Here is a 25,710-nt window from a genome sequence, read left to right as displayed (position 1 = left end):
GTGTTAGTCATAAAATAAAAAGAATGTTTAGATAAAGAAAGCGAACAATGCTAGGATTTTGTTAAACGGAATTCTAAGTATTGTTCGCTTTTGTGGTATAATAAATACTATGCATAAGAAACCGACATCAGCCTATGTGCATATTCCGTTTTGCACACAGATTTGTTATTATTGTGACTTTTCAAAAGTCTTTATTAAAAATCAGCCAGTAGACAGCTATCTAGAGCATCTACTGCAAGAATTTCATTCTTATGATATTCGAAAATTGCGTACACTCTATATTGGTGGTGGGACACCGACTGCCTTGTCTGCTTCTCAATTGGAAGTTTTGTTAGATGGATTGACTAAAAACCTGGACTTATCAATGTTGGAAGAGTTAACCATTGAGGCTAATCCTGGTGACCTGGATGCTGATAAGATTGCTGTTTTGAAAAATTCTGCAGTTAATCGTGTATCACTAGGAGTTCAGACCTTTGATGACAAAATGCTGAAAAAAATTGGGCGTAGTCATACGGAAAAGGATATTTATGAAAATATCGATCGTCTCAAACTTGCTGGTTTTGATAATATTTCCATTGACTTGATTTACGCACTTCCTGGTCAGACTATGGACCAGGTTAGGGATAATGTTGCCAAGGCTATTTCCCTTGATATTCCTCATATGAGCCTCTATAGTTTGATTTTGGAAAATCATACGGTCTTTATGAACCGTATGAGACGTGGGAAATTACCTCTTCCTAAGGAAGAATTAGAAGCTGAGATGTTTGAGTATATCATTGCAGAGCTAGAAAAAGCTGGTTTTGAGCATTACGAAATTTCAAATTTTTCTAAGCCAGGCTTTGAAAGTCGACATAATCTCATGTACTGGGATAATGCCGAATATTATGGAATAGGTGCGGGAGCATCTGGTTATGTAGATGGTGTTCGCTATAAAAACCATGGGCCTATCCGCCATTATCTAAAGGCAGTAGAAGAGGGGAGTGCCCGTATCAATGAAGAACACCTGAGTCAAAGGGAGCAAATGGAAGAAGAGATGTTTCTCGGCCTTCGCAAGAAGTCAGGAGTTTCCATGGCACGCTTTGAAGAAAAATTCGAACGGTCTTTCCAGGAACTGTATGGAGAAATCGTCAAAGACTTGATTCAACAAGGTCTCATGCAGCTTGATGGTGATCGTGTTCGCATGACCAAGAGAGGTCTCTTTTTAGGAGATACAGTAGCAGAACGATTTATATTGGAGTAAAATTATGGGCTTAACTTATCAAATGAAGATGAAAATTCCTTTTGATATGGCTGATATGAATGGCCATATCAAGTTGCCAGATGTTATTTTGTTGTCCCTGCAAGTATCAGGAATGCAGTCAATTGAACTGGGAGTGAGTGACAAGGATGTTTTAGAACAGTATAATCTGGTCTGGATTATCACAGATTATGACATTGATGTGGTTCGTTTGCCTCGTTTTGCAGAGGAAATCACCATTGAAACAGAAGCCTTGACCTATAATCGTCTCTTTTGCTACCGCCGATTTACTATTTATGATGAAGCTGGTCAAGAAATCATTCATATGCTAGCTACATTTGTCCTTATGGATCGTGAAAGTCGAAAGGTTCATCCTGTAGTACCAGAAATTGTCGCCCCTTATCAATCTGAGTTTTCTAAGAAACTGGTCCGTGGGCCAAAATATAGAGAGCTGGAAGAAGCGATAAGCAAGGATTATCACGTTCGTTTCTATGACTTAGATATGAATGGTCACGTCAATAACAGCAAATACCTGGACTGGATTTTTGAGGTCATGGGAGCCGATTTCCTTACTAATCATATCCCTAAAAAAATTAACCTTAAATATGTCAAGGAAGTTCTACCAGGCGGAATGATTACTTCTAGTTATGAATTAAATGGATTAGAGAGTAATCATCAAGTCACAAGTGATGGTGACATCAATGCTCAAGCAAAGATAACTTGGCAGAGAATAGATTAAATTAACAAAAGGAGAAAGAAATGAGAATATTTTTAAGCTGGTCGGGAGATAGAAGTAAATACTTGGCGAAATGTTTTAAAGAATGGCTTCCCAATGTTTTACAATATGTTGAACCCTATATGTCAGAAAAAGATATAAAACTCGGAGAGCGGTGGGGGAAAAGCATAGAAGAAAATTTGCGTTCTAATGATTTTGGTCTGGTATTTGTTACACCAGAAAATATAAATGCACCATGGATAAATTTTGAAGCAGGTGCACTATCAAAATCATTGCAATCTCGTTTGGTTCCGATTTTGTATAATGCAGAGGTTACTATTTTAAATAATGGTCCCCTTAAGCAATTTCAATCGTCAAAAGAAGTTTCAAAAGAATCGATTAAACAGCTAATTCTGGATATAAATGAGTTTGCCGAGGATTCAGAATGCTTGAAATTAGAACGGGTTGAAACAGCGTTTGAAAAGTGGTGGGAAGATTTAGAGAATAATTTAAATAAGACTCCTGAAAATACTGAAGTTAAAGAGCAAAAAATCCCATCAAATGAGGAAATGTTAAATGTTATATTACATGAGGTTAAGAATTTAAGAGAACTTAATAGAAATCCTATAAGAAAGATCCCTAAGATATTTAATATTCCAAACGAACTATTGGATGATTTAGAAAAAATAAAGTTTGATCTTTCTAATATGATGGAAGACGCAGTAGAATTTGATATTGATGAACCAAAAATTGAAACATTAAAGATTGATATAACTATAATTTCAAATGTTATATCATATCTACAGAATTATAGACGAGAAATGAGAATAAATGACTTATAAAGGATATTTAATTGATTTAGACGGAACGATCTATAAGGGGAAAGATAGAATCCCTGCGGGGGAGGCTTTTGTTCACGAGTTACAAAAAAGAGAGATTCCTTATCTTTTTGTAACAAACAACACCACTCGTACACCTGAAAGTGTTCAAGAGATGTTAGCCAATCAGTTTAACATTGACACGCCTGTATCGACGATCTATACTGCAACTTTAGCTACAATTGATTACATGAATGACCTAGGACTTGAAAAGACAGTCTATGTCATCGGAGAAGCAGGCCTAAAGGAGGCCATCCAAGCAGCAGGGTATGTCGAAGATAAAGAAAATCCAGCCTATGTAGTTGTTGGTTTGGACTGGCAAGTAGACTATGAAAAATTTGCTACGGCAACCCTAGCTATCCATAAAGGTGCTCACTTTATCGGTACCAACCCTGATTTGAACATCCCGACGGAACGAGGTCTTTTGCCTGGTGCTGGTTCACTGATTACTCTTCTTGAAGCAGCAACTCGCGTAAAACCAGTTTATATCGGAAAACCAAACTCGATTATTATGGATAAGGCTGTTGAACACCTAGGACTTGAACGCCAAGACATTATCATGGTGGGGGATAATTATCTTACTGATATTCGAGCTGGTATTGACAATGGCATTCCTAGCCTTTTGGTGACGACAGGATTTACAAAACCTGAAGAAGTAGAGGATTTGCCAATTGAACCAACTCATGTCCTTTCAAGTCTAGCGGAGTGGAATTTCGATGAAAACTAAGTTTACTTTTGTAGGAAGTATTCTCTTTCTCCTCTCGCTTGCAATTTTATTGACCATTTACCTGGCTTGGTTGGTCTATCCTCAGGAAATTTCTTGGTTAAACTTGACAAGTCGTGTTCATCTGCAACCTCAGACCATCCAGCATAATTTTAATGTTTTGATGGATTATTTGACCAATCCATTGAGTCAAGCATTGGAAATGCCAGATTTTCCTTCGTCTGCCTCTGGAATCCATCATTTTGCAGTTGTGAAGGGACTTTTCCATCTTGCTCAAGGAGTAGCAGTAGTAACTCTACCGATTTTCTATCTTTTTTGGAAGCAAGTTATTCAGAAAGGTTTTCTGCCACTTTATCGTAGAGCACTCTTAATCATACTTTCTCTACCTTTGGTTCTTGGTTTAGTTGGTGTCTTCATTGGTTTTGAACAATTCTTTACCTTGTTTCATCAGATTCTATTTGTAGGTGATGATACCTGGTTGTTTGATCCAGCTAAAGATCCAGTCATTCTCATCCTACCAGAGAACTTTTTCCTCCATGCCTTTCTCCTATTTTTCTGCTTGTATGAATTGATTTTTGGATTTATGTACCTACAGAGTCGAAAAACAAATAGATAAGTGAAGAAAAGTCTTACTGATTCCAAATAAAATGTAGGAAGAAACTATCGTTTATAACATGAATATTTCTATATTTAAGCAAACCATTCATATGTGATTCCAAAAAACCTATTTTTCTTGAAAAAGTAGGTTTTTTTACGGAAATAACTAGTCAAGCGCTTTATTTTTTTGTATAATAGAAATAGAAAAGTATGTAAAGAAGAGGAAAGCATGATTACACTATTTTTATCACCGAGTTGTACATCATGTCGTAAAGCAAAGGCCTGGCTCGAGAATCATAAAGTGCCATTCCAAGAGCATAATATTATGACCAGCCCTTTAACGAGAAAAGAACTGCAACACATTCTTTCCTTGACCGAAAATGGTACTGATGACATCATCTCGACTCGTTCAAAGATTTTTCAAAAATTGAATATTGATGTAGAGAGTATCTCAGTATCGGAGTTGCTTCATTTAATTGAGCAGTATCCGAGTCTTTTGCGTCGTCCGATTATTATTGACGCAAAACGGATGCAAATCGGTTTTAATGAAGATGAGATTCGTGCTTTTCTCCCTCGTAGTTACCGTAAACAAGAACTGAAAGAAGCTACATTGAGAGCTGGTATTAATTAGATGAATAAACAGTATAGTTACCCACTAGATTTGTCGTGGAGCACTGAAGAACTTGCTTCAGTGCTTTCTTTTTTTAATAATGTTGAAGCAGCCTATGAGACTAAGGTAGAAGCAAAGAAACTACTAGATTCCTACAAGGGATTCAAAGCGGTTGTTCCAAGCAAGAGTGAAGAGAAACGCTTGGGCCGTGAATTTGAATCTGCGAGTGGCTATTCCTTCTATCGAGTTGTCCAATTAGCTAAAGAACAAGGGGAAGGGAAGATTTCGCTTGGAAAATAAATTTGTGTTTGCCAAAGAGATTGTCAAGGAAGCAGGAGACTATATTCTAGCTCACATGCAGGAAGAATTGCATATTGAGAGAAAATCATCTCCTACAGACTTGGTGACTCGTTTGGACAAGGAAGTTCAGAATTTTTTGGTTGATAGGATTCGTTCGCATTATCCTGATGACCAATTTTGTGCAGAAGAGGGCTGTCTGCGTGCTTCAGTTGGATATGGATCTGTTTGGGTCATTGATCCCATTGATGGTACTAACAACTTTGTCGCCCAAGGTGAAGATTTCGCCATTATGGTAGCGTATTTTGAAAACGGTGTGGGTCAGTTTGGGATCATTTATGATGTCATGAAAGGTCATTGTTATCATGGAGGAGGTGCTTTTCAGGCCTGTCTCAATGAAGAACTCTTGCCGAACTTTAAGGATAAGCCCTTGCGAGATTTTCTAATTGCGAGTAATGCTGGTATGTTGGAAACAAACGCTTGGGGTGTAGCAGAATTGGCTAATGCTTCACTTGGTGTGCGAATATATGGAAGTGCAGCTATCAGCTTTTCAAAAATCCTCTCAGGTCAGCTATTGACCTATATCACCTATCTCCAACCTTGGGATTATGCTGCAGCTAGTATTATAGGAGAAAGTTTAGGATATCAGATTGTAACCTTAACTGGAGAACCGGTGGATTTTCAGACACGACAACCAATTATGATGGTTCCAACTGACAAGTTGGCAGAAATCCAATCCTATATCTATGAAAGGAAATAAACTTACATGCAATTTCCAGAAGGATTTGTAAAAAAATATGAAGCAATATTGGGAGATGAGGCAAGAGCTTTTCTTGCCTCTTTTGATGATGAGGCAGTTTCCGCTTTTCGCATCAATCCCTTAAAAGAAAGCCAGGTTTCTTTTTCAGATGCTATTCCAAATACACCCTGGGGCTATTATGGCAAGGTTTCAGGGAAATCACCTGAGCATGTAACAGGTTTGGTCTATTCCCAAGAACCTGCTGCACAAATGGTTGCACAAGTAGCTCAACCAAAACCAGGTATGAAGGTTTTGGACTTGGCAGCGGCTCCCGGTGGTAAATCCACTCAACTGGCAGCCGATCTTGCAGGTGACGGTCTACTTGTTTCCAATGAAATTTCTAGCAAGCGAGCTAAGATTTTGGTTGAAAATATGGAGCGTTTTGGTGCAACAAATGTTGTTGTAACCAATGAATCTGCCGATCGTTTGGCTAAAGTATTTAAGGGATATTTTGACCTAATTGTCCTAGATGCACCATGCTCTGGAGAAGGGATGTTCCGAAAACAGCCAGATGCCATGGATTATTGGAGTGTAGAATATCCAAGCCAATGTGCTGACTTGCAGCGTGAAATTCTAGAGGATGCGGTCACCATGTTGGCTGATGGTGGCCGCTTGGTCTATTCTACCTGTACCTGGGCTCCAGAGGAAAATGAAGAAATTGTTCAATGGTTACTGGATAACTATGATTTTGAATTGATCCCAGTTCAACATATCAATGGAATGGTCCCTGGGATTGACTTACCTGAAGCCGCTAGAATGTATCCACATCACTTTAAGGGAGAAGGACAGTTTGTTGCCCATTTACAATTTCGAGGGGAAAATAAAGTCTCTAAGTTCAAGCCTTCTAATTCCAACCTCTCTCGAGAACAGATTTCCTTATGGCAGGATTTTGAGAAGAAACATTTAAAAGAGAAACTGGCTGGAGTCCTACAGGTTTTTGGAGACCAACTGTATTTATTGCCAGAAGGTCTACCAGATTTAGGCAAACTTAGGATTGCACGAAACGGACTTCATCTTGGAACCTTTAAGAAAAAACGTTTTGAACCAAGTTTTGCACTTGGCCTAGCTTTGAAACCAAGTCAAGTCAATCAAGGAATTGAAATTCATCAAGAGGACTTTGTCAAATATGTTGCTGGTGAAACAGTTCAATTATCTGAAACTTTGCCAAATGGATGGTACCAAGTTTTGGTTGCTGGAAATGGTTTAGGTTTTGCAAAAGTGACAGGAAATACATTGAAGAATTATTTCCCTAAGGGCTTGAGGTTTAAGGTGAAAAACTAGTCAAAATCAGTATTCTATGTTATAGTGGAAGTATGGATTTTTTGCATAAAACATAGAAAAATAGGGCGAAATTCTAAGCTATTCATCATTATTTTCAAGGAGACAAATAGTGAAAAAATTTAAAAAACTCACCATCTCTCTTGCAACTCTTTTACTTGCTGGTTCGCTAGCAGGATGTGCAAGTTGGATTGATCGTGGGGAGTCTATGACGGCTGTCGGTTCAACTGCTCTTCAACCTTTAGTCGAGGCGGCTGCAGATGAATTTGCATCAGCTCACATCGGAAAAACAGTCAATGTTCAAGGTGGTGGTTCTGGTACAGGACTGTCGCAGGTTCAGTCAGGAGCAGTAGATGTCGGCAACTCCGATGTATTTGCGGAGGAAAAAGACGGTATTGATGCCTCAGCATTGGTCGACCATAAGGTAGCTGTTGCAGGTTTGGCTGTTATTATCAATAAAGAAGTAGATGTTGATAATCTAACGACGGATCAGCTCCGACAAATCTTCACAGGGGAAATTACCAACTGGAAAGAAGTCGGTGGGAAAGATTTAGCCATTTCTATTATCAACCGTGCGGCAAGTTCAGGTTCTCGTGCGACTTTTGACAGTGTGATCATGGATGGGCAATCAGCAATGCAAAGTCAGGAGCAAGATTCAAACGGAATGGTCAAATCAATTGTTTCTCAGACCCCTGGTGCCATTTCCTACTTAGCCTTTGCCTATGTTGATGACTCAGTTGGGACTATCAAACTCAATGGTTATGAACCAATTTCAGAGAATGTAACCACGAATAATTGGCCTTTGTGGTCTTATGAACATATGTATACACTTGGTGATCCAAATGAATTGGTTGCCGAATTCCTAAACTTTGTCCTTTCAGACGAAGCTCAGAATGGAATCGTTAAAGGAATGGGTTATATTTCAGTTAAGGAAATGAAGGTTGAAAAAGATGCTGTAGGAACGGTGACAGCACTAGAAGGGAGTCAATAATGAATCAAGAAGAATTAGCTAAAAAATTACTTTCTCCCTCAAAGAACTCTCGTCTAGAGAAATTAGGAAGAGGCTTGACTTTTGCCTGTCTGTCTTTGATTGTCATCATTGTGGCCATGATTTTGATTTTCGTAGCCCAAAAAGGCTTGTCGACCTTCTTTGTCAATGGGGTCAATATCTTTGATTTCCTTTTTGGACAAACTTGGAATCCTTCAGGTAAACAATTTGGTGCCTTTCCCATGATTTTGGGTTCCTTTATTGTCACAATCTTGTCAGCTCTTATCGCAACTCCTTTTGCCATCGGCGCGGCAGTCTTTATGACCGAGGTTTCACCAAAAGGTGCCAGAATCTTGCAACCAGCCATTGAATTGCTAGTCGGGATTCCTTCAGTTGTGTATGGATTTATCGGTTTGCAGGTCGTAGTTCCTTTTGTCCGTAGTGTCTTTGGTGGAACTGGTTTTGGGATCTTGTCAGGGATTTTCGTTCTCTTTGTCATGATTTTACCAACGGTAACCTTTATGACAACGGACAGCTTGCGTGCGGTGCCTCGTCACTACCGCGAAGCTAGTTTGGCTATGGGAGCCACTCGTTGGCAGACTATCTGGCGTGTGACCTTGAAGGCAGCGCGTTCAGGGATTTTCACAGCAGTGGTCTTTGGGATGGCGCGTGCCTTTGGAGAGGCTCTGGCCATTCAGATGGTAGTCGGAAACTCAGCCGTAGTCCCAACTTCATTGACAACACCTGCTGCGACTTTAACCTCTGTTTTGACCATGGGTATCGGTAATACTGTTATGGGAACTGTTGATAATAATGTTCTTTGGTCACTAGCCTTAGTATTGCTTTTGATGAGCTTGGCCTTTAACAGTGTGATTAAATTGATTACGAAAGAAAGAGGAAAGAAAAACTATGCACGCTAAGAAATTAGATAAACTTGCTACAGTTGTCCTCTATACCATCGCAGGAATCATTGTGACCATCCTTACTTCCTTGATTCTCTATATCTTGGTTCGAGGCTTACCTCATGTTTCTTGGTCCTTCTTGACTGGAAAATCATCTTCTTACCAAGCAGGTGGTGGTATTGGAATCCAGCTTTATAATTCCTTCTTCCTTTTGGTCATTACCTTATTCATCTCTGTACCTCTTTCAATGGGGGCTGGAATTTATTTGGCTGAATATGCAAAAAAAGGTCGTGTTACCAACTTCGTTCGTACCTGTATTGAAATTTTGTCTTCACTGCCATCAGTTGTAGTCGGTCTCTTCGGTTACCTCATCTTTGTAGTTCAGTTTGAATATGGATTTTCAATTATTTCTGGTGCCTTGGCTTTGACTGTCTTTAACCTTCCACAGATGACGCGTAATGTTGAAGACAGTTTGAAACACGTTCACCACACGCAACGTGAGGCTGGTTTGGCGCTTGGTCTTTCTCGTTGGGAAACAGTTCTTCATGTCGTTATCCCCGAAGCCCTACCTGGTATTGTAACAGGTATTGTGCTTGCCTCAGGTCGTATCTTTGGTGAAGCCGCAGCCCTTATCTATACAGCAGGACAATCAGCACCAGCCCTTGACTGGTCTAACTGGAATGTCCTTAGTGTAACCAGTCCAATCTCAATCTTCCGTCAAGCAGAAACCTTGGCTGTTCATATCTGGAAAGTCAATAGTGAAGGAACTATTCCTGATGGAACTTTAGTTTCAGCAGGTTCTGCTGCGGTGCTCCTCATCTTTATCTTGATCTTTAACTTTGGAGCACGTAAACTCGGAAGCTATCTACATAAGAAATTAACTGCTGCCTAAAGGAGAAGCCATGTCAAAATATAATTGGGATGAAAGGCATATCATTACTTTTCCAGAAGAAAAAGTGGCCCTCTCTACGAAGGATTTACATGTTTACTACGGTAAGAATGAATCCATCAAGGGCGTGGATATGCAATTCGAAAAAAATAAAATTACGGCCTTGATTGGTCCGTCGGGATCTGGGAAATCAACCTACCTACGCAGTCTCAACCGTATGAATGATACCATTGATATTGCAAAGGTGACAGGACAGATTCTCTATCGAGGTATTGACGTTAACCGTCCTGAGATCAATGTTTATGAAATGCGTAAACATATCGGAATGGTTTTCCAACGTCCAAATCCATTTGCTAAATCAATTTACCGCAACATCACTTTTGCACATGAACGTTCAGGTGTTAAGGATAAGAAGGTCCTTGATGAAATTGTAGAAACTTCACTTCGTCAGGCCGCCCTCTGGGACCAAGTAAAAGACGATCTTCACAAGTCAGCCTTGACGCTTTCAGGAGGTCAGCAGCAACGTCTCTGTATCGCTCGTGCAATCTCTGTGAAACCAGATATCCTCTTGATGGATGAGCCAGCATCAGCCTTGGATCCGATTGCAACAGCTCAGCTTGAAGAAACCATGCTGGAGTTGAAGAAGGATTTTACCATTATCATCGTAACTCACAGTATGCAACAGGCTGCGCGTGCGAGTGACTATACTGGATTTTTCTACTTAGGTGATTTAATTGAGTATGATAAAACTGCAAATATTTTCCAAAATGCCAAGCTACAGTCAACAAATGACTATGTAACTGGACACTTTGGTTAGAGAGGGAACAGTATGACAGAACCGATTTTACAGGTTTCAGACCTGTCAGTCTATTACAATAAAAAGAAGGCCTTGAATAGTGTTTCCTTATCGTTCCAACCCAAGGAAATTACGGCCCTTATCGGTCCGTCTGGATCTGGTAAATCAACACTTTTAAAGGCTATTAACCGAATGGGTGACCTTAATCCTGAAGTGACGACAACTGGATCAGTGGTTTATAATGGGCACAATATCTATAGTCCTCGTACGGATACAGTTGAATTGCGTAAGGAAATCGGTATGGTCTTCCAACAACCCAATCCTTTTCCTATGTCTATCTATGAAAATGTCGTTTATGGCCTCCGTATAAATGGAGAAAAAGACAAGCAGGTCTTAGATGAAGCAGTGGAGAAGGCTTTACAACGTGCTTCAATCTGGGATGAAGTCAAGGACCGCTTGCATGATTCTGCTATCGGTCTTTCAGGTGGGCAACAACAACGTGTTTGTGTGGCACGTGTATTGGCGACTAGCCCTAAAATCATCCTCTTGGATGAACCAACTTCAGCCTTGGACCCTATTTCTGCTGGTAAGATTGAGGAAACCTTGTATGGTCTAAAAGACAAATACACCATGCTCTTGGTTACTCGTTCTATGCAGCAAGCATCTCGAATCTCTGATAAGACAGGCTTTTTCCTCAATGGAGATTTGATTGAATTTAACGATACCAAGGATATGTTCCTCTATCCTCAACATAAGGAGACAGAGGACTACATTTCAGGTAAATTTGGATAAGGAGTGAGAAGATGTTACGATCTCAATTTGAAGAAGATTTAGAGAAATTGCATAATCAGTTTTATGCTATGGGACAAGAAGTTCTTTCCCAAATCAATCGTACCGTACGTGCTTTTGTAACGCATGACCGTGACATGGCTAAAGAAGTCATTGAGGAAGATGCAGAAGTAAACGAATACGAAGTGAAACTTGAAAAGAAATCATTTGAAATGATTGCCCTACAACAGCCAGTTTCACAAGACTTACGTACAGTTTTAACAGTTCTAAAAGCTGTGTCAGACTTAGAACGTATGGGTGACCATGCTGTATCTATCGCAAAAGCAACGATTCGTATGAAGGGTGAGCAGCGTATCCCTGCAGTTGAAGAAGAAATTAAAAAAATGGGTCGTGAAGTAAAAAACTTTGTTGAAGCCGCTTTAGAACTTTATTTGAATGGTTCTGTGGATCAAGCCTATGAAGTTGCAACCATGGATGAAAATATCAACCATTACTTTGATAATATTCGAGACCTAGCTACAGAAGAAATCAAAAAACATCCAGAAGCTATCGTCACAGGTCGTGATTATTTCCAAGTTATTTCTTACTTGGAACGCATCGGTGACTATGCAAAAAATATCTGTGAATGGGTTGTTTACTTTGAAACAGGTAAGATTGTAGAATTATAAAGTATTCAAATGATAAAATTATTGTAAAAGCTTACTTTTTACTAGAGTAAGCTTTCATTGTATAGATAATTTACTTTGTCAGAGGTGAATAATGAACTACATACAGAATATAAGAAAAAAAGTTGGAAAAGATAAAATTATTTTAAATTTCACATGTGGAATATTAAGTCAATCAGGAAAAATATTATTACAAAAACGAGCAGATAAAGGAACTTGGGGATTACCAGGCGGAGCTATTGAATTAGGCGAATCGGCTGTAGAAGCGTTAGTTCGAGAGTTTTACGAAGAAACTGGACTGAAAGTGACAGTGAAAAAACTTTTAAATGTTTATACAAAATATTCAGATAGTTATCCAAATGGTGATGAGGCTCAAGTTCTTACAATTTTGTATTTAGTTGCATCTGAAACATCTATCTCTACAAATGTTTTTACGAGTGACGAAACTTTAGAATTAGGATTTTTTGAACATAGGGACATACAAAATATCACAATTGTAAACCAGCAACATCGAGATATGATAAATGATTTTTTTGAAAATAAGTTCCCAATAGATAGATAAACTAACCACTGAATTTCTATATTTTTTAATTATATTTTATGAAAATGCAAGAAAAACTTGACAAGCATTTCTGAATAAGTTATAATTATACAAAATTAACAGAGAGGTTGTTTATTTATGAATTTTAAAAAATGGATATTTGTCTTATGTAGTTTTCTTGCAAGCTTCTTTTTAGTAGCTTGCCAATCGTCTAGCTCAAGCTCACAATCTGCAGTGGAGGCCATCAAGCAAAAAGGGAAATTGGTGGTCGCAACTAGTCCAGACTATGCTCCCTTTGAGTTTCAATCCCTTGTAGATGGTAAGAACCAAGTCGTAGGTGCTGATATTGACATGGCGCAAGCAATCGCTGATGAACTTGGAGTGAAATTGGAAGTTTCAAGCATGAGTTTTGATAATGTCTTGACTAGTCTTCAGACAGGTAAGGCTGATTTGGCCATTGCGGGAATCAGTGCAACTGAAGAAAGACAAGAAGTCTTTGATTTCTCAATTCCTTACTATGAAAATAAAATTAGCTTCCTTATCAGAAAGTCAGATCTTGAAAAATACAAGGATTTGGACTCTCTTGCAAGTGCTAATATTGCAGCTCAGAAAGGAACTGTTCCTGAATCTATGGTTAAAGAGCAACTTCCAAAGGCACAGTTGACTTCTTTGACAAACATGGGCGAAGCAGTCAATGAGCTTCAATCAGGTAAGGTTGATGCTGTTCATATGGATGAACCAGTTGCTCTAAGCTATGCTGCTAAGAACTCAGATTTGGCAGTTGCTACAGTAAGCTTGACTATGAAAGAAGGAGAAGCAAATGCTGTAGCTATCAAAAAAGGTAACTCAGATTTGAAGGAAGTAGTTGATAAGGTCATCCAAAAACTGAAAGATGACGGAACTTACAAAACTTATCTTGAAAAAGCTGCTAAGCTAACAGAAGTAGAACAATAAAAAATAACAGAGTTGGATTTCAGTCCAGCTCTGTTTTTAAATAGCTTAATGTTTCTTCAATATTTTCTAAGGAAATTTTTGCAAAGTGATAAGGGCAGTTCGCTAGATAGGAAGATTCGAAGAAGTCGAGTTCTAGAGGACTGTGTTTAAGACTAGCGATGCTAGGATAGTTCCTGAGATCAAGCAAAAGCCCATCATGAAGTGGATAGTTCGGTAGGGAAATGGGATACCTTTGTAAGAGCTGTTGGATGTGCTCCTGACTTTTTTCTTGCAGTGCCAGTCGTGCTAGTCTGTTTTTCTCAAAGAGTTGACTATCGATGTAGAGTGATAAGGCCTTTTGCATAATGAGGTTGTTATCGTAGTCGAGGATGTTTTTATAGGTGACAAAAGCTTCCTTGATAGCGTTTGGAAGAAGAAGGGCAGTGATTCGAAGGGCAGGAAAAAGACTGGTAGAAAAGGACTTGATATAGATGACCAAATCATGTTGGTCTAAATAATGAAAGGTTTGTCCCATTTTAGGATCCAAGTCCCCCAGATAGTCATCCTCAACGATATAAATCTGATATTTTGCAGCCAAGTCAAGTATGGCAAGTTTTTCCTCTTCAGAATAGGAATGCCCCAGAGGATAGTGGAAACGGGGAATAGTATAGAAAAACTTAATCTTTCCGCTTTTAAAGTGTTCCTCAAGTTCGTTTAGGTCAATGCCGTCTACTCGACGGTCAATGGTTTGATAGGGAAGATTTTGAGCCAGTAGCAGCTGATTCATCCGATGATAGGTCGGTTGTTCGACCAGTATTTCCTGAGCTTGACCTGGAAAATCAATCTGAGAGAGAATAAAGAGTGCTTGTTGGGTTCCAGATGTCATGACTAATTGGTCTGCCTTACTATAAATCGCTTGATCAAACAGTAGTTTCTGAACGGACTTTCGTAATTCTTCTAAACCCTCTTGGTGTTCATAGTAGTTGTAGAGATAATTTTCTCGCCCAATCAAGCTCTCATTGACGCACAGACGAAAATCATCATAGGCGGCTGCGTGTTCATCGTTAACTGAGATAATTAAGTCTTCATGACTGGTTTGTTGCTCCAATACATAATAACCACTTTGAGGTTTGGAGTAAATATATTTCTCGTATCGAAGTTCTAAGAGTGCGCGCTGTATGGTGTCTTTGCTACAGTGAAAATCTTGACTGAGTTTTCGGATAGATGGTAGGCGACTTCCAGTTGGATATCTACCCGATTCTATCTCATTTTTTAGATAGTGAACGACTTGTTCATACTTGCTTTCTTGCTTCATCCCAGACCTCTCATGATTTTGTTACATTGTACCTTTTTTTTAGAAGTTTGGCAATGTTATACTCTTCGAAAATCTCTTCAAACCGCGTCAACGTCGCCTTGCCGTATATATGTTACTGACTCCGTCAGTTCTATCCACAACCTCAAAACAGTGTTTTGAGCAACCTGCGGCTAGTTTCCTAGTTTGCTCTTTGATTTTCATTGAATATTAAAAGGCAGTCTAGCATTCAATTCTAATCAGAAATGTGATATACTTAGTAAGTAAAATTTTCAAAGAAGAGTGAGATGATGAAGGTGCAAGAACCAGTTAAATTATTCCAATACAATACTTTGGGAGCCTTGATGGCGGGCCTTTACGGTGGAACCATGACCGTTGGTGAATTGCTTGAACATGGTGATTTAGGTTTAGGGACGCTGGACTCTATCGATGGCGAGCTTATTGTCTTAGATGGGAAAGCTTATCAAGCCAAGGGATCAGGTGAGAAACCTGAAATTGTGGAAGTTTCACCAGATGCTTTGATTCCCTATGCAGCAGTTGTACCCCACCAGGCAGAAGTTATATTCCGTCAGCGTTTTGAAATGACCGATCAGGAGTTAGAAAAGAGAATTGAGTCTTACTATGATGGTGAAAACCTTTTTCGTTCTATCAAGATTCATGGTGATTTCAAGAACATGCATGTGCGCATGATTCCTAAGTCAACCTCTGAAACGAAGTTTGCAGAAGTAGCAACACATCAGCCAGAGTATAGTCGCGAAAATGTTTCAGGAACCATCGTCGGCTTTTGGACCCCAGAGATTTTCCATGGAGTTAGTGTTGCTGGTTACCATCTACACTTTATCTCAGATGACCTAACCTTTGGTGGTCACGTTATGGACTTTGTCATCAAGGAAGGTATCGTAGAAGTGGGTGCAGTTGACCAGTTGGATCAACGTTTTCCTGTTCAGGATCGTCAATATCTATTTGCTAAGTTTAATGTTGACGAGATGAAAAAAGATATCGATAAGTCAGAATAAAAGGAGTCAAATATGAAAATTCATGTAATAATAACGATGCTGGCCTTGTTTGCCGTCCTCATTGCAGCAGTTTGGTACGCAAGAAAGAAATACAAGATTAATTTTGCAGTTTTGGGACTTGGGGCAGTTGCCTTTTTTGCCTCATCACAGGTTTTAGAAAAAATCGTTCATTTGCTGGTTCTTCGACCTCAGAGAGATGGAACTATTACTCTCATGACAGAGAATCCCCTTCTCTATGTGATTTATGGGATTTGTATGGCTGCTTTGTTTGAAGAAACAGCTCGACTAATCTTTTTTAAATGGTTGAACAAAAAAAGAGAGATGGAAGATTCAGATGCCCTCGCCTATGGTCTTGGTCATGGTGGGCTAGAAATGATTTATATCGGAATTGCTGGTTTACTCAATCTCTTTATCCTATTTTCAGCAGTTGAATCGCAAAATCCAGCTATCATGCAACTCTTACCTGAGAGTACACTTGCAACCATTCATAATCTAGCAGCTTGGCAGATTTATCTTTTGGGAGTCGAAAGAATTCTTGCCTTGATTCTTCAAGTTGGATTGACCTTCTGGGTTTTCCAAGCTGTTCGCCAAAAAAAATGGATTTATCTAGTAGCAGCTTACGGTCTGCATGCTTTATTTGATCTGGCACCGAGCCTTTCTCAAGTTGGCTGGATCTCAAATCCTCTGGTGGTAGAGGGAATCTTAGCAGTAGAAGTTTTGGCTTTCGTTTTCCTAACAAAATCAATCTTTTACAAGAAACAGTAATATTAAGGAGGCCTAGCCTCTTTTTGTATTGTCACTGGTAAAAGGTGACATAATCATCGAAAAAAAACGCTAAAAATGGTATAATGGAATGAATTTTATAAAAGGATTAGAAAAATGACTGTATTAGATAAACTAAAAGAAACCCTAGAAGGAATCGATATTCGATTTGATGAGCCATTGAAAACTTATACCTATACCAAAGTTGGAGGGAAGGCAGATTATTTAGTATTTCCTCGTAATCGCTACGAGATGGCTCGTATGGTAAAATTTGCCAATCAGGAAAATATTCCTTGGATGGTTCTTGGAAATGCAAGTAACATTATCGTCCGTGAGGGTGGAGTACGTGGCTTTGTAATCATGTGTGACAAACTCAATAATGTTTCTGTTGATGGCTATACCATTGAGGCAGAAGCTGGAGCTAACTTGATTGAAACCACTCGTATTGCCCTACGTCATAGTTTGACTGGTTTTGAATTTGCTTGTGGTATTCCAGGAAGCGTCGGTGGTGCTGTCTTTATGAATGCTGGCGCTTATGGTGGTGAGATTGCTCATGTTCTCCAGTCTTGTCAAATCTTGACTAAGGAAGGTGAAATCGAAACCTTGTCTGCTAAAGACTTGAACTTTGGTTACCGTCATTCAGCTATACAAGCATCAGGGGCAGTAGTCCTTTCTGCTAAGTTCGCCCTAGCTCCAGGTAATCACCAAGTCATCAAACAGGAGATGGACCGCTTGACCCACCTTCGTGAACTCAAGCAACCTTTAGAGTATCCTTCATGTGGATCAGTTTTTAAACGTCCAGTGGGTCATTTTGCTGGGCAATTGATTGCTGAAGCTGGTTTGAAAGGATATCGTATTGGTGGCGTCGAAGTCTCAGAAAAGCACGCAGGCTTTATGATTAATGTTGCTGATGGAACTGCTAGAGATTATGAAAATTTGATTGAGTCTGTCATTGAAAAGGTTAAAGAACACTCAGGTGTTACTCTCGAGCGAGAAGTTCGTATCTTGGGTGAACATGAGTAAATACTAGAAATAGCTTAGCTGCTACTAACAAGAATGTAGAGGGGGTGAAAGCCTATCGGTAGCGAAGATGCATGCAGGAGGTCTAACTCCCTGCAAGAGGTAGTGGCGGCCTGACAGAGCCCTGATCTGTTAATCTATGAAAAAGAAGGAATTTATGCCAATTGAAAAAACCAATTATCGAATTCAGAAACGTTTCTAAAGTTTTTGAAGATAGCAACACCAAGGTTCTCAAGGATATTAACTTTGAGTTGGAAGAAGGAAAGTTCTACACACTTCTCGGTGCCTCAGGATCTGGTAAATCAACCATCCTCAATATCATTGCAGGTTTGCTGGATGCAACAACTGGTGATATCATGCTAGACGGTGTCCGTATCAATGACATCCCGACCAATAAACGTGATGTTCATACGGTCTTCCAGTCTTACGCCTTGTTCCCACATATGAATGTGTTTGAAAATGTTGCTTTTCCATTGCGATTACGTAAGGTCGATAAAAAAGAAATCGAAAAACGTGTATTAGAAGTTCTCAAGATGGTTCAGCTTGAAGGATATGAAAAGCGTTCTATCCGTAGGTTATCTGGAGGACAACGTCAGCGTGTAGCTATTGCGCGTGCGATTATCAATCAGCCTCGTGTGGTGCTCTTGGATGAGCCTTTATCAGCACTTGACTTGAAGTTGCGGACAGACATGCAGTATGAACTGCGTGAACTACAACAACGCTTGGGTATTACCTTTGTCTTTGTTACTCACGATCAGGAAGAAGCTCTCGCCATGAGTGACTGGATCTTCGTTATGAATGACGGTGAAATTGTTCAGTCAGGAACACCAGTTGACATCTACGACGAGCCAATCAACCACTTTGTTGCAACCTTCATCGGTGAATCAAACATCTTGCCAGGAACTATGATTGAGGACTACTTGGTTGAGTTCAATGGCAAACGCTTTGAAGCTGTTGACGGAGGTATGAAGCCAAATGAGCCAGTCGAAGTTGTGATTCGCCCAGAGGACTTGCGCATTACCCTTCCAGAAGAAGGAAAACTTCAAGTTAAGGTTGATACTCAGCTTTTCCGTGGAGTTCACTATGAGATTATCGCTTATGATGAACTTGGCAATGAATGGATGATTCACTCGACTCGCAAAGCTATTGTGGGCGAGGAAATCGGTCTGGACTTTGAACCAGAAGACATCCACATCATGCGTCTTAATGAAACAGAAGAAGAATTCGATGCTCGTATTGAGGAATATGTAGAAATCGAAGAGCAAGAAGCAGGTTTGATTAACGCTATTGAGGAGGAAAGAGATGAAGAAAACAACCTCTAAACTCTTTGTAGTGCCTTACATGCTTTGGATTGCACTCTTTGTATTGGCACCCTTGGTCTTGATTTTTGGACAATCCTTTTTCAACATCGAAGGCCAGTTCAGTTTAGAAAACTATAAATCCTATTTTGCGTCACAAAATTTGACCTATCTCAAAATGAGCTTCAACTCTGTTCTCTATGCTGGGATTGTGACTCTAGTGACGCTTCTTATCAGTTATCCAACAGCCCTCTTTTTGACTCGTCTCAAACACCGTCAACTATGGCTCATGCTAATCATTTTGCCAACCTGGATCAACCTTCTCCTTAAGGCCTATGCCTTTATCGGGATTTTTGGTCAAAATGGTTCTATCAACCAATTCCTAGAATTTATTGGGATCGGTTCTCAGCAGTTGCTCTTTACGGACTTCTCATTTATCTTTGTCGCAAGCTATATCGAGCTTCCATTTATGATTTTGCCCATCTTCAATGTTTTGGATGATATGGATAACAATCTCATCAATGCCAGCTATGACCTTGGTGCAACCAAGTGGGAAACCTTCCGCCATGTCATCTTCCCTCTCTCTATGAATGGAGTGCGAAGTGGTGTCCAATCAGTCTTTATCCCAAGTTTGAGCCTCTTTATGTTGACCCGTTTGATTGGTGGGAACCGTGTTATCACCTTGGGGACTGCTATTGAGCAGAACTTCCTTACCAATGACAACTACGGTATGGGTTCAACAATCGGTGTTGTTCTTATCCTGACCATGTTTATCACCATGTGGGTGACTAAGGAAAGGAGAGAACGATGAAAAAATTATCAAATCTTTACCTAGCCTTTGTCTTTATCGTCCTCTATCTGCCAATCTTTTATTTGATTGGTTATGCCTTCAATGCTGGGGATGATATGAATAGCTTTACAGGCTTTAGTTTGTCTCACTTTGAAACCATGTTTGGCGATGGAAGACTCATGCTCATCTTGGTTCAGACCTTTTTACTAGCCTTCCTATCAGCCATGATTGCGACTGTCATTGGGACTTTCGGTGCCATTTATATCTACCAATCACGCAAAAAATATCAAGAAGCCTTCCTATCACTCAATAACATTTTGATGGTTGCGCCAGACGTTATGATTGGTGCTAGCTTCTTGATTCTCTTTACCCAACTCAAGTTTTCACTTGGTTTTCTGACAGTGTTGTCCAGTCACGTGGCCTTCTCGATTCCTATCGTAGTGCTCATGGTTTTGCCTCGATTGAAAGAGATGAATGGAGATATGATTCATGCGGCCTATGACCTTGGAGCTAGCCAGTTCCAGATGTTTAAGGAAATCATGCTTCCTTACCTAACGCCGTCTATCATCGCAGGTTACTTTATGGCTTTCACCTATTCACTAGATGACTTTGCTGTGACCTTCTTTGTAACGGGAAATGGTTTTTCAACCTTGTCAGTTGAGATCTACTCTCGAGCTCGTAAGGGAATTTCTCTAGAAATCAATGCTCTTTCAGCCTTGGTCTTTCTCTTTAGTATTATCCTAGTTGTCGGATATTACTTCATTTCACGTGAGAAGGAGGAGCAAGCATGAAACGACTCTATTCATTTTTAGCAGGAATTCTAGCCATTATCCTTGTCTTGTGGGGAATTTCCTATCATCTTGATAGTAAAATCAATAGCCGTGATAGTCAAAAATTGGTTATCTATAACTGGGGAGACTATATCGCTCCTGAACTTCTGGAGAAATTTACGGAAGAAACAGGAATCCAAGTCCAGTACGAAACCTTTGACTCTAACGAAGCCATGTACACGAAAATCAAGCAGGGTGGGACAACCTATGATATTGCCATCCCAAGTGAGTACATGATTAACAAGATGAAGGACGAAGACCTCTTGGTTCCGCTAGATTATAGTAAAATTGAGGGAATTGAAAATATCGGTTCTGAGTTTCTCAACCAGTCCTTTGACCCAAATAATGAGTACTCTATTCCATACTTCTGGGGGACTCTAGGAATTGTCTACAATGAAACCATGGTGGAAGAAGCACCTGAGCATTGGGATGACCTCTGGAAGCCAGAGTATAAAAACTCCATCATGCTCTTTGATGGAGCGCGTGAGGTACTTGGGCTAGGTCTTAACTCTCTAGGTTACAGTCTTAACTCCAAAGATCCTGAACAATTAGAAGAGACAGTAGATAAACTCTACAAGCTAACGCCTAACATCAAGGCCATCGTTGCCGATGAGATGAAGGGCTACATGATTCAGAATAATGCTGCCATCGGTGTGACCTTCTCAGGAGAAGCCAGCCAGATGCTGGAGAAAAATGAAAATCTCCGCTATGTCGTACCGACAGAGGCAAGTAATCTTTGGTTTGACAATATGGTCATTCCTAAGACTGTCAAGAACCAAGACGCTGCCTATGCCTTCATTAACTTTATGTTGAAACCTGATAATGCTCTTAAGAACGCAGAGTATGTCGGTTATTCAACACCAAATACAGCTGCTAAGGAAATGCTTCCAGAGGAGACAAAAGAGGACAAGTCCTTCTATCCAGATGCAGATACTATGAAACACCTAGAAGTTTATGAAAAATTTGACCATAAATGGACAGGCAAGTATAGCGACCTCTTCCTACAGTTTAAAATGTATCGGAAGTAGGAGTATATAAAATAAAAAGAACGAATCAGTCAAGCTGGTTCGTTTTTTGAATAGAAGTCAGTTTTTACAGCTTTATCTTTTTCTATTCTAGTTGCTTATTTGCTTGCCTAGTAGTATACTAAGTTTATCTATATGGAAAGCGATAACAAATCATGAAAATATCTACTTTTTTTAAAAAAAGTTATTGGCCAACCTTTTTGATTGTTAACCAAACAATTATACTATTCCATTTAAAGGATGGCTTGGATCGACAATACCTAACAACTGATTCTATACATTTGGTGATAGGGTTCTTTATATTTGCAAATATTTTCGTAGCTATCTTTAGCAATTCGAAAATGTGGGATAAAAGTTGGGATAAAAAGAGTGATAGCAGTAAGAAAAAATATATCCTGAAAAAGTAATCAGAGATATAGGGATTTGGTTATTTAAATGTAATTATTTCCAGTTGACTCAAATTCAAAAAAACAGTATAATAGGAATGTTGAGAATTGATTTTCACTTGTCTTAGTTCAGAGAAATGGCGGTGCTGCGAGCCATCTAAGATAGAAAATCATGCTACTCAATTTAACAATTGCATAAGAACGAAAGAATGACAAGTTCATTGAATGAAGGTGGTACCGCGGTTTTTCGCCCTTCGTGATATGGATTTGTCTTTTATTTTTGGAGGTGCTTATGAGAAGATTTCTTGTCAAACAAAAATTTCGCCTAGGTGGTGAACGCTTTGATATCAAGGATGAAATGGGCAATGTCGCCTATCAGGTTGAGGGTTCATTTTTTAAGATTCCTAAAACCTTTACCATCTATGACGTTGCTGGTGAACAGGTTAGTGAGATTAGTAAAGAAGTCTTAACTTTCCTACCACGTTTTGAAATTCAATTGAGTAACGGAGATAGCTTTTATATCCGTAAGAAGTTGACTTTCTGGAAGGATAAATATGAATTTGATAATCTTGGCCTTCGCATCGAAGGAAACGTTTGGGATTTAAATTTTAAATTACTAGACGACCGCGATCAAGTGATTGCCGAGATAAAGAAAGAACTTTTCCATTTAACCTCAACTTATACTGTAACCGTCTATGAAGACTCTTATGCAGACCTAGTTGTTTCTCTCTGTGTCGCTATCGACTATGTAGAGATGCTAGAAAGCCAATCAGATTAAAAAAGGAGACACTTATGAAACAATTATCTAGTGCACAAGTCCGCCAAATGTGGCTTGATTTCTGGGCCAGCAAAGGCCACTCTGTAGAACCATCCGTTAGCTTGGTCCCTGTCAATGATCCAACACTTTTGTGGATCAACTCAGGGGTTGCTACTCTTAAAAAATACTTTGACGGGACTATCATCCCTGAAAATCCACGGATTACCAATGCGCAAAAGGCTATTCGTACCAACGATATCGAAAACGTAGGGAAGACTGCTCGTCACCATACCATGTTTGAAATGTTGGGGAACTTCTCAATCGGGGATTACTTCCGTGACGAAGCCATTACTTGGGCTTACGAGCTTTTGACAAGTCCTGAATGGTTTGACTTCCCAGCTGAAAAACTCTACATGACCTACTACCCAGCTGATACAGATTCTTACAACCGCTGGATTGAAGTGGGAGTGGACCCAAGTCACTTGATTCCAATCGAGGATAACTTCTGGGAAATCGGTGCTGGTCCTTCTGGACCAGATACAGAGATCTTCTTTGACCGTGGGGAAGCCTTTGACCCAGAAAATATCGGTATTCGCTTGCTTGCAGAAGATATCGAAAACGACCGTTACATCGAAATCTGGAACATCGTTTTATCACAATTTAACGCAGACCCTGCTGTTCCTCGTAGCGAATACAAGGAATTGCCACACAAGAACATTGATACGGGCGCAGGTTTGGAGCGTTTGGTAGCTGTTATCCAAGGTGCTAAGACCAACTTTGAAACAGACCTATTTATGCCTATCATTCGTGAAGTAGAGAAATTGTCTGGTAAGGTTTACGACCAAGATGGCGAAAACATGAGCTTCAAGGTTATTGCAGACCACATCCGTTCGCTTTCATTTGCCATTGGGGATGGTGCTCTTCCAGGAAATGAAGGTCGTGGTTATGTCCTCCGTCGTCTTCTCCGCCGTGCCTCTATGCATGGTCAAAAATTGGGTATCAATGAGCCTTTCCTTTACAAACTCGTTCCAACTGTTGGAAAAATCATGGAAAGCTACTACCCAGAAGTGCTTGAAAAACGTGACTTTATTGAGAAAATCGTTAAGAGCGAAGAAGAGTCATTTGCTCGTACCCTTCACTCAGGTCAACACTTTGCTCAAGGTATCGTAGCAGACTTGAAAGAAAAGGGTCAAACAGTTATCGCTGGTCAAGATGTCTTTAAACTCTATGATACATACGGATTCCCAGTAGAGTTGACAGAAGAAATCGCTGAAGAAGCAGGAATGACTGTAGACCGTGAAGGATTCGAAGCAGCCATGAAAGAGCAGCAAGAACGTGCGCGTGCGTCAGCTGTCAAAGGTGGTTCAATGGGTATGCAAAACGAAACCCTTCAAAACATTACAGTTGAGAGTGTCTTCAACTACAATGCTAGCCAATTGCCTTCTAAGTTGGTGGCTATCGTAGCAGACAATGCGGAAGTAGAAGCTGTTTCAGAAGGAACTGCATCACTTATCTTTGCAGAAACTCCATTCTACGCTGAAATGGGTGGACAGGTTTCTGACCATGGTCAAATCTTGGATGCTGCAGGAAATGTCGTAGCGACTGTAACAGACGTTCAAAAAGCACCAAACGGACAAGCACTCCATACCGTAGAAGTTCATGCTCCACTTGCTTTGAACCAAGAATACACCTTAGCAATCGATACCAACCGTCGTCATCGTGTCATGAAAAACCACACAGCGACTCACTTACTCCATGCAGCTCTTCACAATATCCTTGGCCACCATGCTACTCAAGCAGGATCTCTTAACGAAGTAGAATTCCTTCGTTTTGACTTCACTCATTTCCAAGCCGTGACTCCTGAAGAATTGCGCGCTATTGAGCAACAGGTTAATGAGAAAATCTGGGAAGCCATCACAGTGGAAACAGTTGAGACTGATATTGACACAGCTAAAGAAATGGGAGCTATGGCCCTCTTTGGTGAGAAATACGGTAAAGAAGTCCGTGTTGTAACGATTGGTGACTACTCAGTTGAACTTTGTGGTGGTACTCACGTAGGTAACACTTCTGAAATCGGTCTCTTCAAGATTGTCAAGGAAGAAGGGATTGGATCAGGAACTCGTCGTATCTTGGCAGTGACTGGTAAGGAAGCCTTCGAAGCTTACCGTGAACAAGAAGATGCATTGAAAGCAGTCGCAGCAACCTTGAAAGCTCCTCAACTCAAAGAAGTACCTCACAAGGTGGAAGGCCTTCAAGAGCAACTCCGTCAATTGCAAAAAGAAAATGCAGAATTGAAGGAAAAAGCGGCAGCAGCTGCAGCTGGAGATGTCTTCAAACATGTTCAAGAAGCAAACGGACACCGTTACATTGCTAGCCAAGTTTCTGTTTCAGATGCAGGTGCCCTTCGTACCTTTGCAGATAACTGGAAACAAAAAGACTACTCTGATGTGCTTGTTCTTGTCGCAGCCATCGGTGACAAGGTGAATATCCTTGTAGCCAGCAAGACGAAAGACATCCACGCAGGTAACTTGGTTAAAGAATTGGCTCCAATCGTTGATGGACGTGGTGGTGGTAAACCAGACATGGCCATGGCAGGAGGAAGCAACCAAGCCAAGATCCAAGAATTGTTGGATGCAGTAGCAGGTAAATTATAATCAGTAAGAGGCTGGGACAAAAGTCCTAGCCTCTCATTTGTCTTTGGATTGTAGAGCAAGACGCAGTGGTTGAGTGGACTCTACTACGCTGATTTCATCAGCTTTTAGAGCCCTACTCAACTGTGCGGAGGTGGGACTACGAAATCGAATTCTAACGAATTATAGTAGATTGAATTAAGATGTGAACAAAGAGATTAGGAAAGTCAACTTAATTTCTAGAAG

General features: G+C 40.1%; 28 protein-coding genes. 27 read left to right on the top strand and 1 reads right to left on the bottom strand.

From position 1 onward, the window contains the following. Nucleotides 1-109: 109 nt before the first annotated feature. The 17 genes from hemW to ADF68_RS00900 all read left to right on the top strand — a co-directional run bounded on the left by hemW (nt 110) and on the right by ADF68_RS00900 (nt 13,659). Nucleotides 110-1,240: a radical SAM family heme chaperone HemW gene (hemW, locus tag ADF68_RS00980; protein WP_049548260.1), complete on the top strand. Its 1,131-nt coding sequence runs from the start codon at nt 110-112 to the stop codon at nt 1,238-1,240. A gap of 4 nt (nt 1,241-1,244) precedes the next feature. Then, a complete protein-coding gene (locus ADF68_RS00975) occupies nt 1,245-1,976 on the top strand; it encodes an acyl-[acyl-carrier-protein] thioesterase (protein WP_049548259.1) in 732 nt (243 codons plus the stop codon). Between the two features lie 20 nt (nt 1,977-1,996). Then, nucleotides 1,997-2,794, top strand: coding sequence for a toll/interleukin-1 receptor domain-containing protein (locus tag ADF68_RS00970; protein WP_049548258.1), 798 nt, complete (start codon nt 1,997-1,999; stop codon nt 2,792-2,794). Beyond that, nucleotides 2,784-3,557: a TIGR01457 family HAD-type hydrolase gene (locus ADF68_RS00965; RefSeq protein WP_049548257.1), complete on the top strand. Its 774-nt coding sequence runs from the start codon at nt 2,784-2,786 to the stop codon at nt 3,555-3,557. Before ADF68_RS00970 ends, ADF68_RS00965 begins: the two co-directional genes overlap by 11 nt. Further along, nucleotides 3,547-4,170: a TIGR01906 family membrane protein gene (locus tag ADF68_RS00960; RefSeq protein WP_049548256.1), complete on the top strand. Its 624-nt coding sequence runs from the start codon at nt 3,547-3,549 to the stop codon at nt 4,168-4,170. The genes ADF68_RS00965 and ADF68_RS00960 overlap by 11 nt, the downstream gene beginning before the upstream one ends. Before the next feature lie 210 nt (nt 4,171-4,380). Further along, nucleotides 4,381-4,782 (top strand): Spx/MgsR family RNA polymerase-binding regulatory protein, encoded by a 402-nt coding sequence (locus ADF68_RS00955; RefSeq protein ID WP_045763368.1) that lies wholly within the window; start codon nt 4,381-4,383, stop codon nt 4,780-4,782. Continuing rightward, nucleotides 4,783-5,061, top strand: coding sequence for a UPF0223 family protein (locus tag ADF68_RS00950; protein WP_049548255.1), 279 nt, complete (start codon nt 4,783-4,785; stop codon nt 5,059-5,061). Then, a complete protein-coding gene (locus ADF68_RS00945; protein ID WP_049548254.1) occupies nt 5,051-5,818 on the top strand; it encodes an inositol monophosphatase family protein in 768 nt (255 codons plus the stop codon). The genes ADF68_RS00950 and ADF68_RS00945 overlap by 11 nt, the downstream gene beginning before the upstream one ends. Nucleotides 5,819-5,824: 6 nt before the next feature. Continuing rightward, complete coding sequence (locus tag ADF68_RS00940) at nt 5,825-7,138, top strand: RsmF rRNA methyltransferase first C-terminal domain-containing protein (protein WP_049548253.1); 1,314 nt, start codon at nt 5,825-5,827, stop codon at nt 7,136-7,138. Nucleotides 7,139-7,247: 109 nt separating this feature from the next. After that, complete coding sequence (locus ADF68_RS00935; protein ID WP_049548252.1) at nt 7,248-8,126, top strand: phosphate ABC transporter substrate-binding protein PstS; 879 nt, start codon at nt 7,248-7,250, stop codon at nt 8,124-8,126. Beyond that, a complete protein-coding gene (gene pstC, locus ADF68_RS00930) occupies nt 8,126-9,043 on the top strand; it encodes a phosphate ABC transporter permease subunit PstC (protein ID WP_049548251.1) in 918 nt (305 codons plus the stop codon). Before ADF68_RS00935 ends, pstC begins: the two co-directional genes overlap by 1 nt. Next, nucleotides 9,033-9,917 carry a phosphate ABC transporter permease PstA gene (gene pstA, locus ADF68_RS00925; protein ID WP_049548250.1) on the top strand — a complete coding sequence of 295 codons (885 nt, stop codon included), beginning with the start codon at nt 9,033-9,035 and terminating at the stop codon, nt 9,915-9,917. Before pstC ends, pstA begins: the two co-directional genes overlap by 11 nt. A gap of 10 nt (nt 9,918-9,927) precedes the next feature. After that, complete coding sequence (gene pstB / locus ADF68_RS00920) at nt 9,928-10,731, top strand: phosphate ABC transporter ATP-binding protein PstB (RefSeq protein WP_049548249.1); 804 nt, start codon at nt 9,928-9,930, stop codon at nt 10,729-10,731. Nucleotides 10,732-10,743: 12 nt separating this feature from the next. Further along, nucleotides 10,744-11,502, top strand: a complete 759-nt coding sequence (gene pstB / locus ADF68_RS00915; RefSeq protein ID WP_045763360.1) for a phosphate ABC transporter ATP-binding protein PstB — start codon at nt 10,744-10,746, stop codon at nt 11,500-11,502. 11 nt (nt 11,503-11,513) lie between these two features. Next, the gene (gene phoU / locus ADF68_RS00910) at nt 11,514-12,167 is read left to right on the top strand and encodes a phosphate signaling complex protein PhoU (protein ID WP_045763359.1); all 654 of its coding nucleotides are present in this window, start codon (nt 11,514-11,516) and stop codon (nt 12,165-12,167) included. A 91-nt stretch (nt 12,168-12,258) separates the two neighbouring features. Continuing rightward, nucleotides 12,259-12,726 (top strand): NUDIX hydrolase, encoded by a 468-nt coding sequence (locus ADF68_RS00905; RefSeq protein ID WP_049548248.1) that lies wholly within the window; start codon nt 12,259-12,261, stop codon nt 12,724-12,726. Nucleotides 12,727-12,843: 117 nt separating this feature from the next. After that, nucleotides 12,844-13,659: an ABC transporter substrate-binding protein gene (locus ADF68_RS00900; RefSeq protein ID WP_049548247.1), complete on the top strand. Its 816-nt coding sequence runs from the start codon at nt 12,844-12,846 to the stop codon at nt 13,657-13,659. A gap of 19 nt (nt 13,660-13,678) precedes the next feature. Here the strand turns inward: ADF68_RS00900 and ADF68_RS00895 are convergent, their stop codons facing one another. Next, nucleotides 13,679-14,953, bottom strand: a complete 1,275-nt coding sequence (locus ADF68_RS00895; protein WP_049548246.1) for a PLP-dependent aminotransferase family protein — start codon at nt 14,951-14,953, stop codon at nt 13,679-13,681. Nucleotides 14,954-15,237: 284 nt separating this feature from the next. On the opposite strand from ADF68_RS00895, the gene budA reads away from it, so the two are divergent. The 10 genes from budA to alaS all read left to right on the top strand — a co-directional run bounded on the left by budA (nt 15,238) and on the right by alaS (nt 25,488). Beyond that, entirely contained in the window at nt 15,238-15,966 is a 729-nt protein-coding gene (gene budA, locus ADF68_RS00885; RefSeq protein WP_049548245.1) for an acetolactate decarboxylase, read from the top strand. Nucleotides 15,967-15,978: 12 nt separating this feature from the next. Beyond that, entirely contained in the window at nt 15,979-16,731 is a 753-nt protein-coding gene (locus ADF68_RS00880; RefSeq protein ID WP_049548244.1) for a YhfC family intramembrane metalloprotease, read from the top strand. A gap of 114 nt (nt 16,732-16,845) precedes the next feature. Then, nucleotides 16,846-17,751, top strand: a complete 906-nt coding sequence (murB, locus tag ADF68_RS00875) for a UDP-N-acetylmuramate dehydrogenase (RefSeq protein ID WP_049548243.1) — start codon at nt 16,846-16,848, stop codon at nt 17,749-17,751. Between the two features lie 161 nt (nt 17,752-17,912). After that, the gene (locus tag ADF68_RS00870) at nt 17,913-19,070 is read left to right on the top strand and encodes an ABC transporter ATP-binding protein (RefSeq protein ID WP_049548242.1); all 1,158 of its coding nucleotides are present in this window, start codon (nt 17,913-17,915) and stop codon (nt 19,068-19,070) included. Then, complete coding sequence (locus ADF68_RS00865) at nt 19,051-19,857, top strand: ABC transporter permease (RefSeq protein ID WP_000754116.1); 807 nt, start codon at nt 19,051-19,053, stop codon at nt 19,855-19,857. The genes ADF68_RS00870 and ADF68_RS00865 overlap by 20 nt, the downstream gene beginning before the upstream one ends. Continuing rightward, nucleotides 19,854-20,627, top strand: a complete 774-nt coding sequence (locus ADF68_RS00860; RefSeq protein WP_049548241.1) for an ABC transporter permease — start codon at nt 19,854-19,856, stop codon at nt 20,625-20,627. Before ADF68_RS00865 ends, ADF68_RS00860 begins: the two co-directional genes overlap by 4 nt. Next, the gene (locus ADF68_RS00855; protein ID WP_049548240.1) at nt 20,624-21,694 is read left to right on the top strand and encodes an ABC transporter substrate-binding protein; all 1,071 of its coding nucleotides are present in this window, start codon (nt 20,624-20,626) and stop codon (nt 21,692-21,694) included. Before ADF68_RS00860 ends, ADF68_RS00855 begins: the two co-directional genes overlap by 4 nt. A 152-nt stretch (nt 21,695-21,846) precedes the next feature. After that, nucleotides 21,847-22,098 carry a hypothetical protein gene (locus ADF68_RS11140; RefSeq protein WP_049548239.1) on the top strand — a complete coding sequence of 84 codons (252 nt, stop codon included), beginning with the start codon at nt 21,847-21,849 and terminating at the stop codon, nt 22,096-22,098. Between the two features lie 271 nt (nt 22,099-22,369). Next, nucleotides 22,370-22,855, top strand: a complete 486-nt coding sequence (locus ADF68_RS00845; protein WP_049548238.1) for an LURP-one-related/scramblase family protein — start codon at nt 22,370-22,372, stop codon at nt 22,853-22,855. A 14-nt stretch (nt 22,856-22,869) separates the two neighbouring features. Continuing rightward, entirely contained in the window at nt 22,870-25,488 is a 2,619-nt protein-coding gene (gene alaS, locus ADF68_RS00840; RefSeq protein WP_049548237.1) for an alanine--tRNA ligase, read from the top strand. Nucleotides 25,489-25,710: the final 222 nt, after the last annotated feature.

This window comes from Streptococcus pseudopneumoniae (assembly GCF_001068775.1).
Classification (GTDB): Bacteria; Bacillota; Bacilli; order Lactobacillales; family Streptococcaceae; genus Streptococcus; species Streptococcus pseudopneumoniae_N.
The sequence above is the reverse complement of the archived record's forward strand: the minus strand, read 5'-3'. Positions and strand labels throughout refer to the sequence as shown.

Bases quoted from the DNA above. Each gene is read 5' to 3' on its own strand.
- murB (WP_049548243.1), top strand. From the start codon at position 16,846: ATGACTGTATTAGATAAACTAAAAGAAACCCTAGAAGGAATCGATATT.
- pstB (WP_045763360.1), top strand. From the start codon at position 10,744: ATGACAGAACCGATTTTACAGGTTTCAGACCTGTCAGTCTATTACAAT.
- ADF68_RS00965 (WP_049548257.1), top strand. From the start codon at position 2,784: ATGACTTATAAAGGATATTTAATTGATTTAGACGGAACGATCTATAAG.
- pstC (WP_049548251.1), top strand. From the start codon at position 8,126: ATGAATCAAGAAGAATTAGCTAAAAAATTACTTTCTCCCTCAAAGAAC.
- ADF68_RS00960 (WP_049548256.1), top strand. From the start codon at position 3,547: ATGAAAACTAAGTTTACTTTTGTAGGAAGTATTCTCTTTCTCCTCTCG.
- ADF68_RS00905 (WP_049548248.1), top strand. From the start codon at position 12,259: ATGAACTACATACAGAATATAAGAAAAAAAGTTGGAAAAGATAAAATT.
- ADF68_RS11140 (WP_049548239.1), top strand. From the start codon at position 21,847: ATGAAAATATCTACTTTTTTTAAAAAAAGTTATTGGCCAACCTTTTTG.
- budA (WP_049548245.1), top strand. From the start codon at position 15,238: ATGATGAAGGTGCAAGAACCAGTTAAATTATTCCAATACAATACTTTG.
- ADF68_RS00865 (WP_000754116.1), top strand. From the start codon at position 19,051: ATGAAGAAAACAACCTCTAAACTCTTTGTAGTGCCTTACATGCTTTGG.
- ADF68_RS00970 (WP_049548258.1), top strand. From the start codon at position 1,997: ATGAGAATATTTTTAAGCTGGTCGGGAGATAGAAGTAAATACTTGGCG.
- ADF68_RS00895 (WP_049548246.1), bottom strand. From the start codon at position 14,953: ATGAAGCAAGAAAGCAAGTATGAACAAGTCGTTCACTATCTAAAAAAT.
- ADF68_RS00955 (WP_045763368.1), top strand. From the start codon at position 4,381: ATGATTACACTATTTTTATCACCGAGTTGTACATCATGTCGTAAAGCA.
- alaS (WP_049548237.1), top strand. From the start codon at position 22,870: ATGAAACAATTATCTAGTGCACAAGTCCGCCAAATGTGGCTTGATTTC.
- hemW (WP_049548260.1), top strand. From the start codon at position 110: ATGCATAAGAAACCGACATCAGCCTATGTGCATATTCCGTTTTGCACA.
- ADF68_RS00860 (WP_049548241.1), top strand. From the start codon at position 19,854: ATGAAAAAATTATCAAATCTTTACCTAGCCTTTGTCTTTATCGTCCTC.
- ADF68_RS00940 (WP_049548253.1), top strand. From the start codon at position 5,825: ATGCAATTTCCAGAAGGATTTGTAAAAAAATATGAAGCAATATTGGGA.
- ADF68_RS00975 (WP_049548259.1), top strand. From the start codon at position 1,245: ATGGGCTTAACTTATCAAATGAAGATGAAAATTCCTTTTGATATGGCT.
- ADF68_RS00845 (WP_049548238.1), top strand. From the start codon at position 22,370: ATGAGAAGATTTCTTGTCAAACAAAAATTTCGCCTAGGTGGTGAACGC.
- ADF68_RS00855 (WP_049548240.1), top strand. From the start codon at position 20,624: ATGAAACGACTCTATTCATTTTTAGCAGGAATTCTAGCCATTATCCTT.
- pstA (WP_049548250.1), top strand. From the start codon at position 9,033: ATGCACGCTAAGAAATTAGATAAACTTGCTACAGTTGTCCTCTATACC.
- pstB (WP_049548249.1), top strand. From the start codon at position 9,928: ATGTCAAAATATAATTGGGATGAAAGGCATATCATTACTTTTCCAGAA.
- ADF68_RS00880 (WP_049548244.1), top strand. From the start codon at position 15,979: ATGAAAATTCATGTAATAATAACGATGCTGGCCTTGTTTGCCGTCCTC.
- phoU (WP_045763359.1), top strand. From the start codon at position 11,514: ATGTTACGATCTCAATTTGAAGAAGATTTAGAGAAATTGCATAATCAG.
- ADF68_RS00950 (WP_049548255.1), top strand. From the start codon at position 4,783: ATGAATAAACAGTATAGTTACCCACTAGATTTGTCGTGGAGCACTGAA.
- ADF68_RS00900 (WP_049548247.1), top strand. From the start codon at position 12,844: ATGAATTTTAAAAAATGGATATTTGTCTTATGTAGTTTTCTTGCAAGC.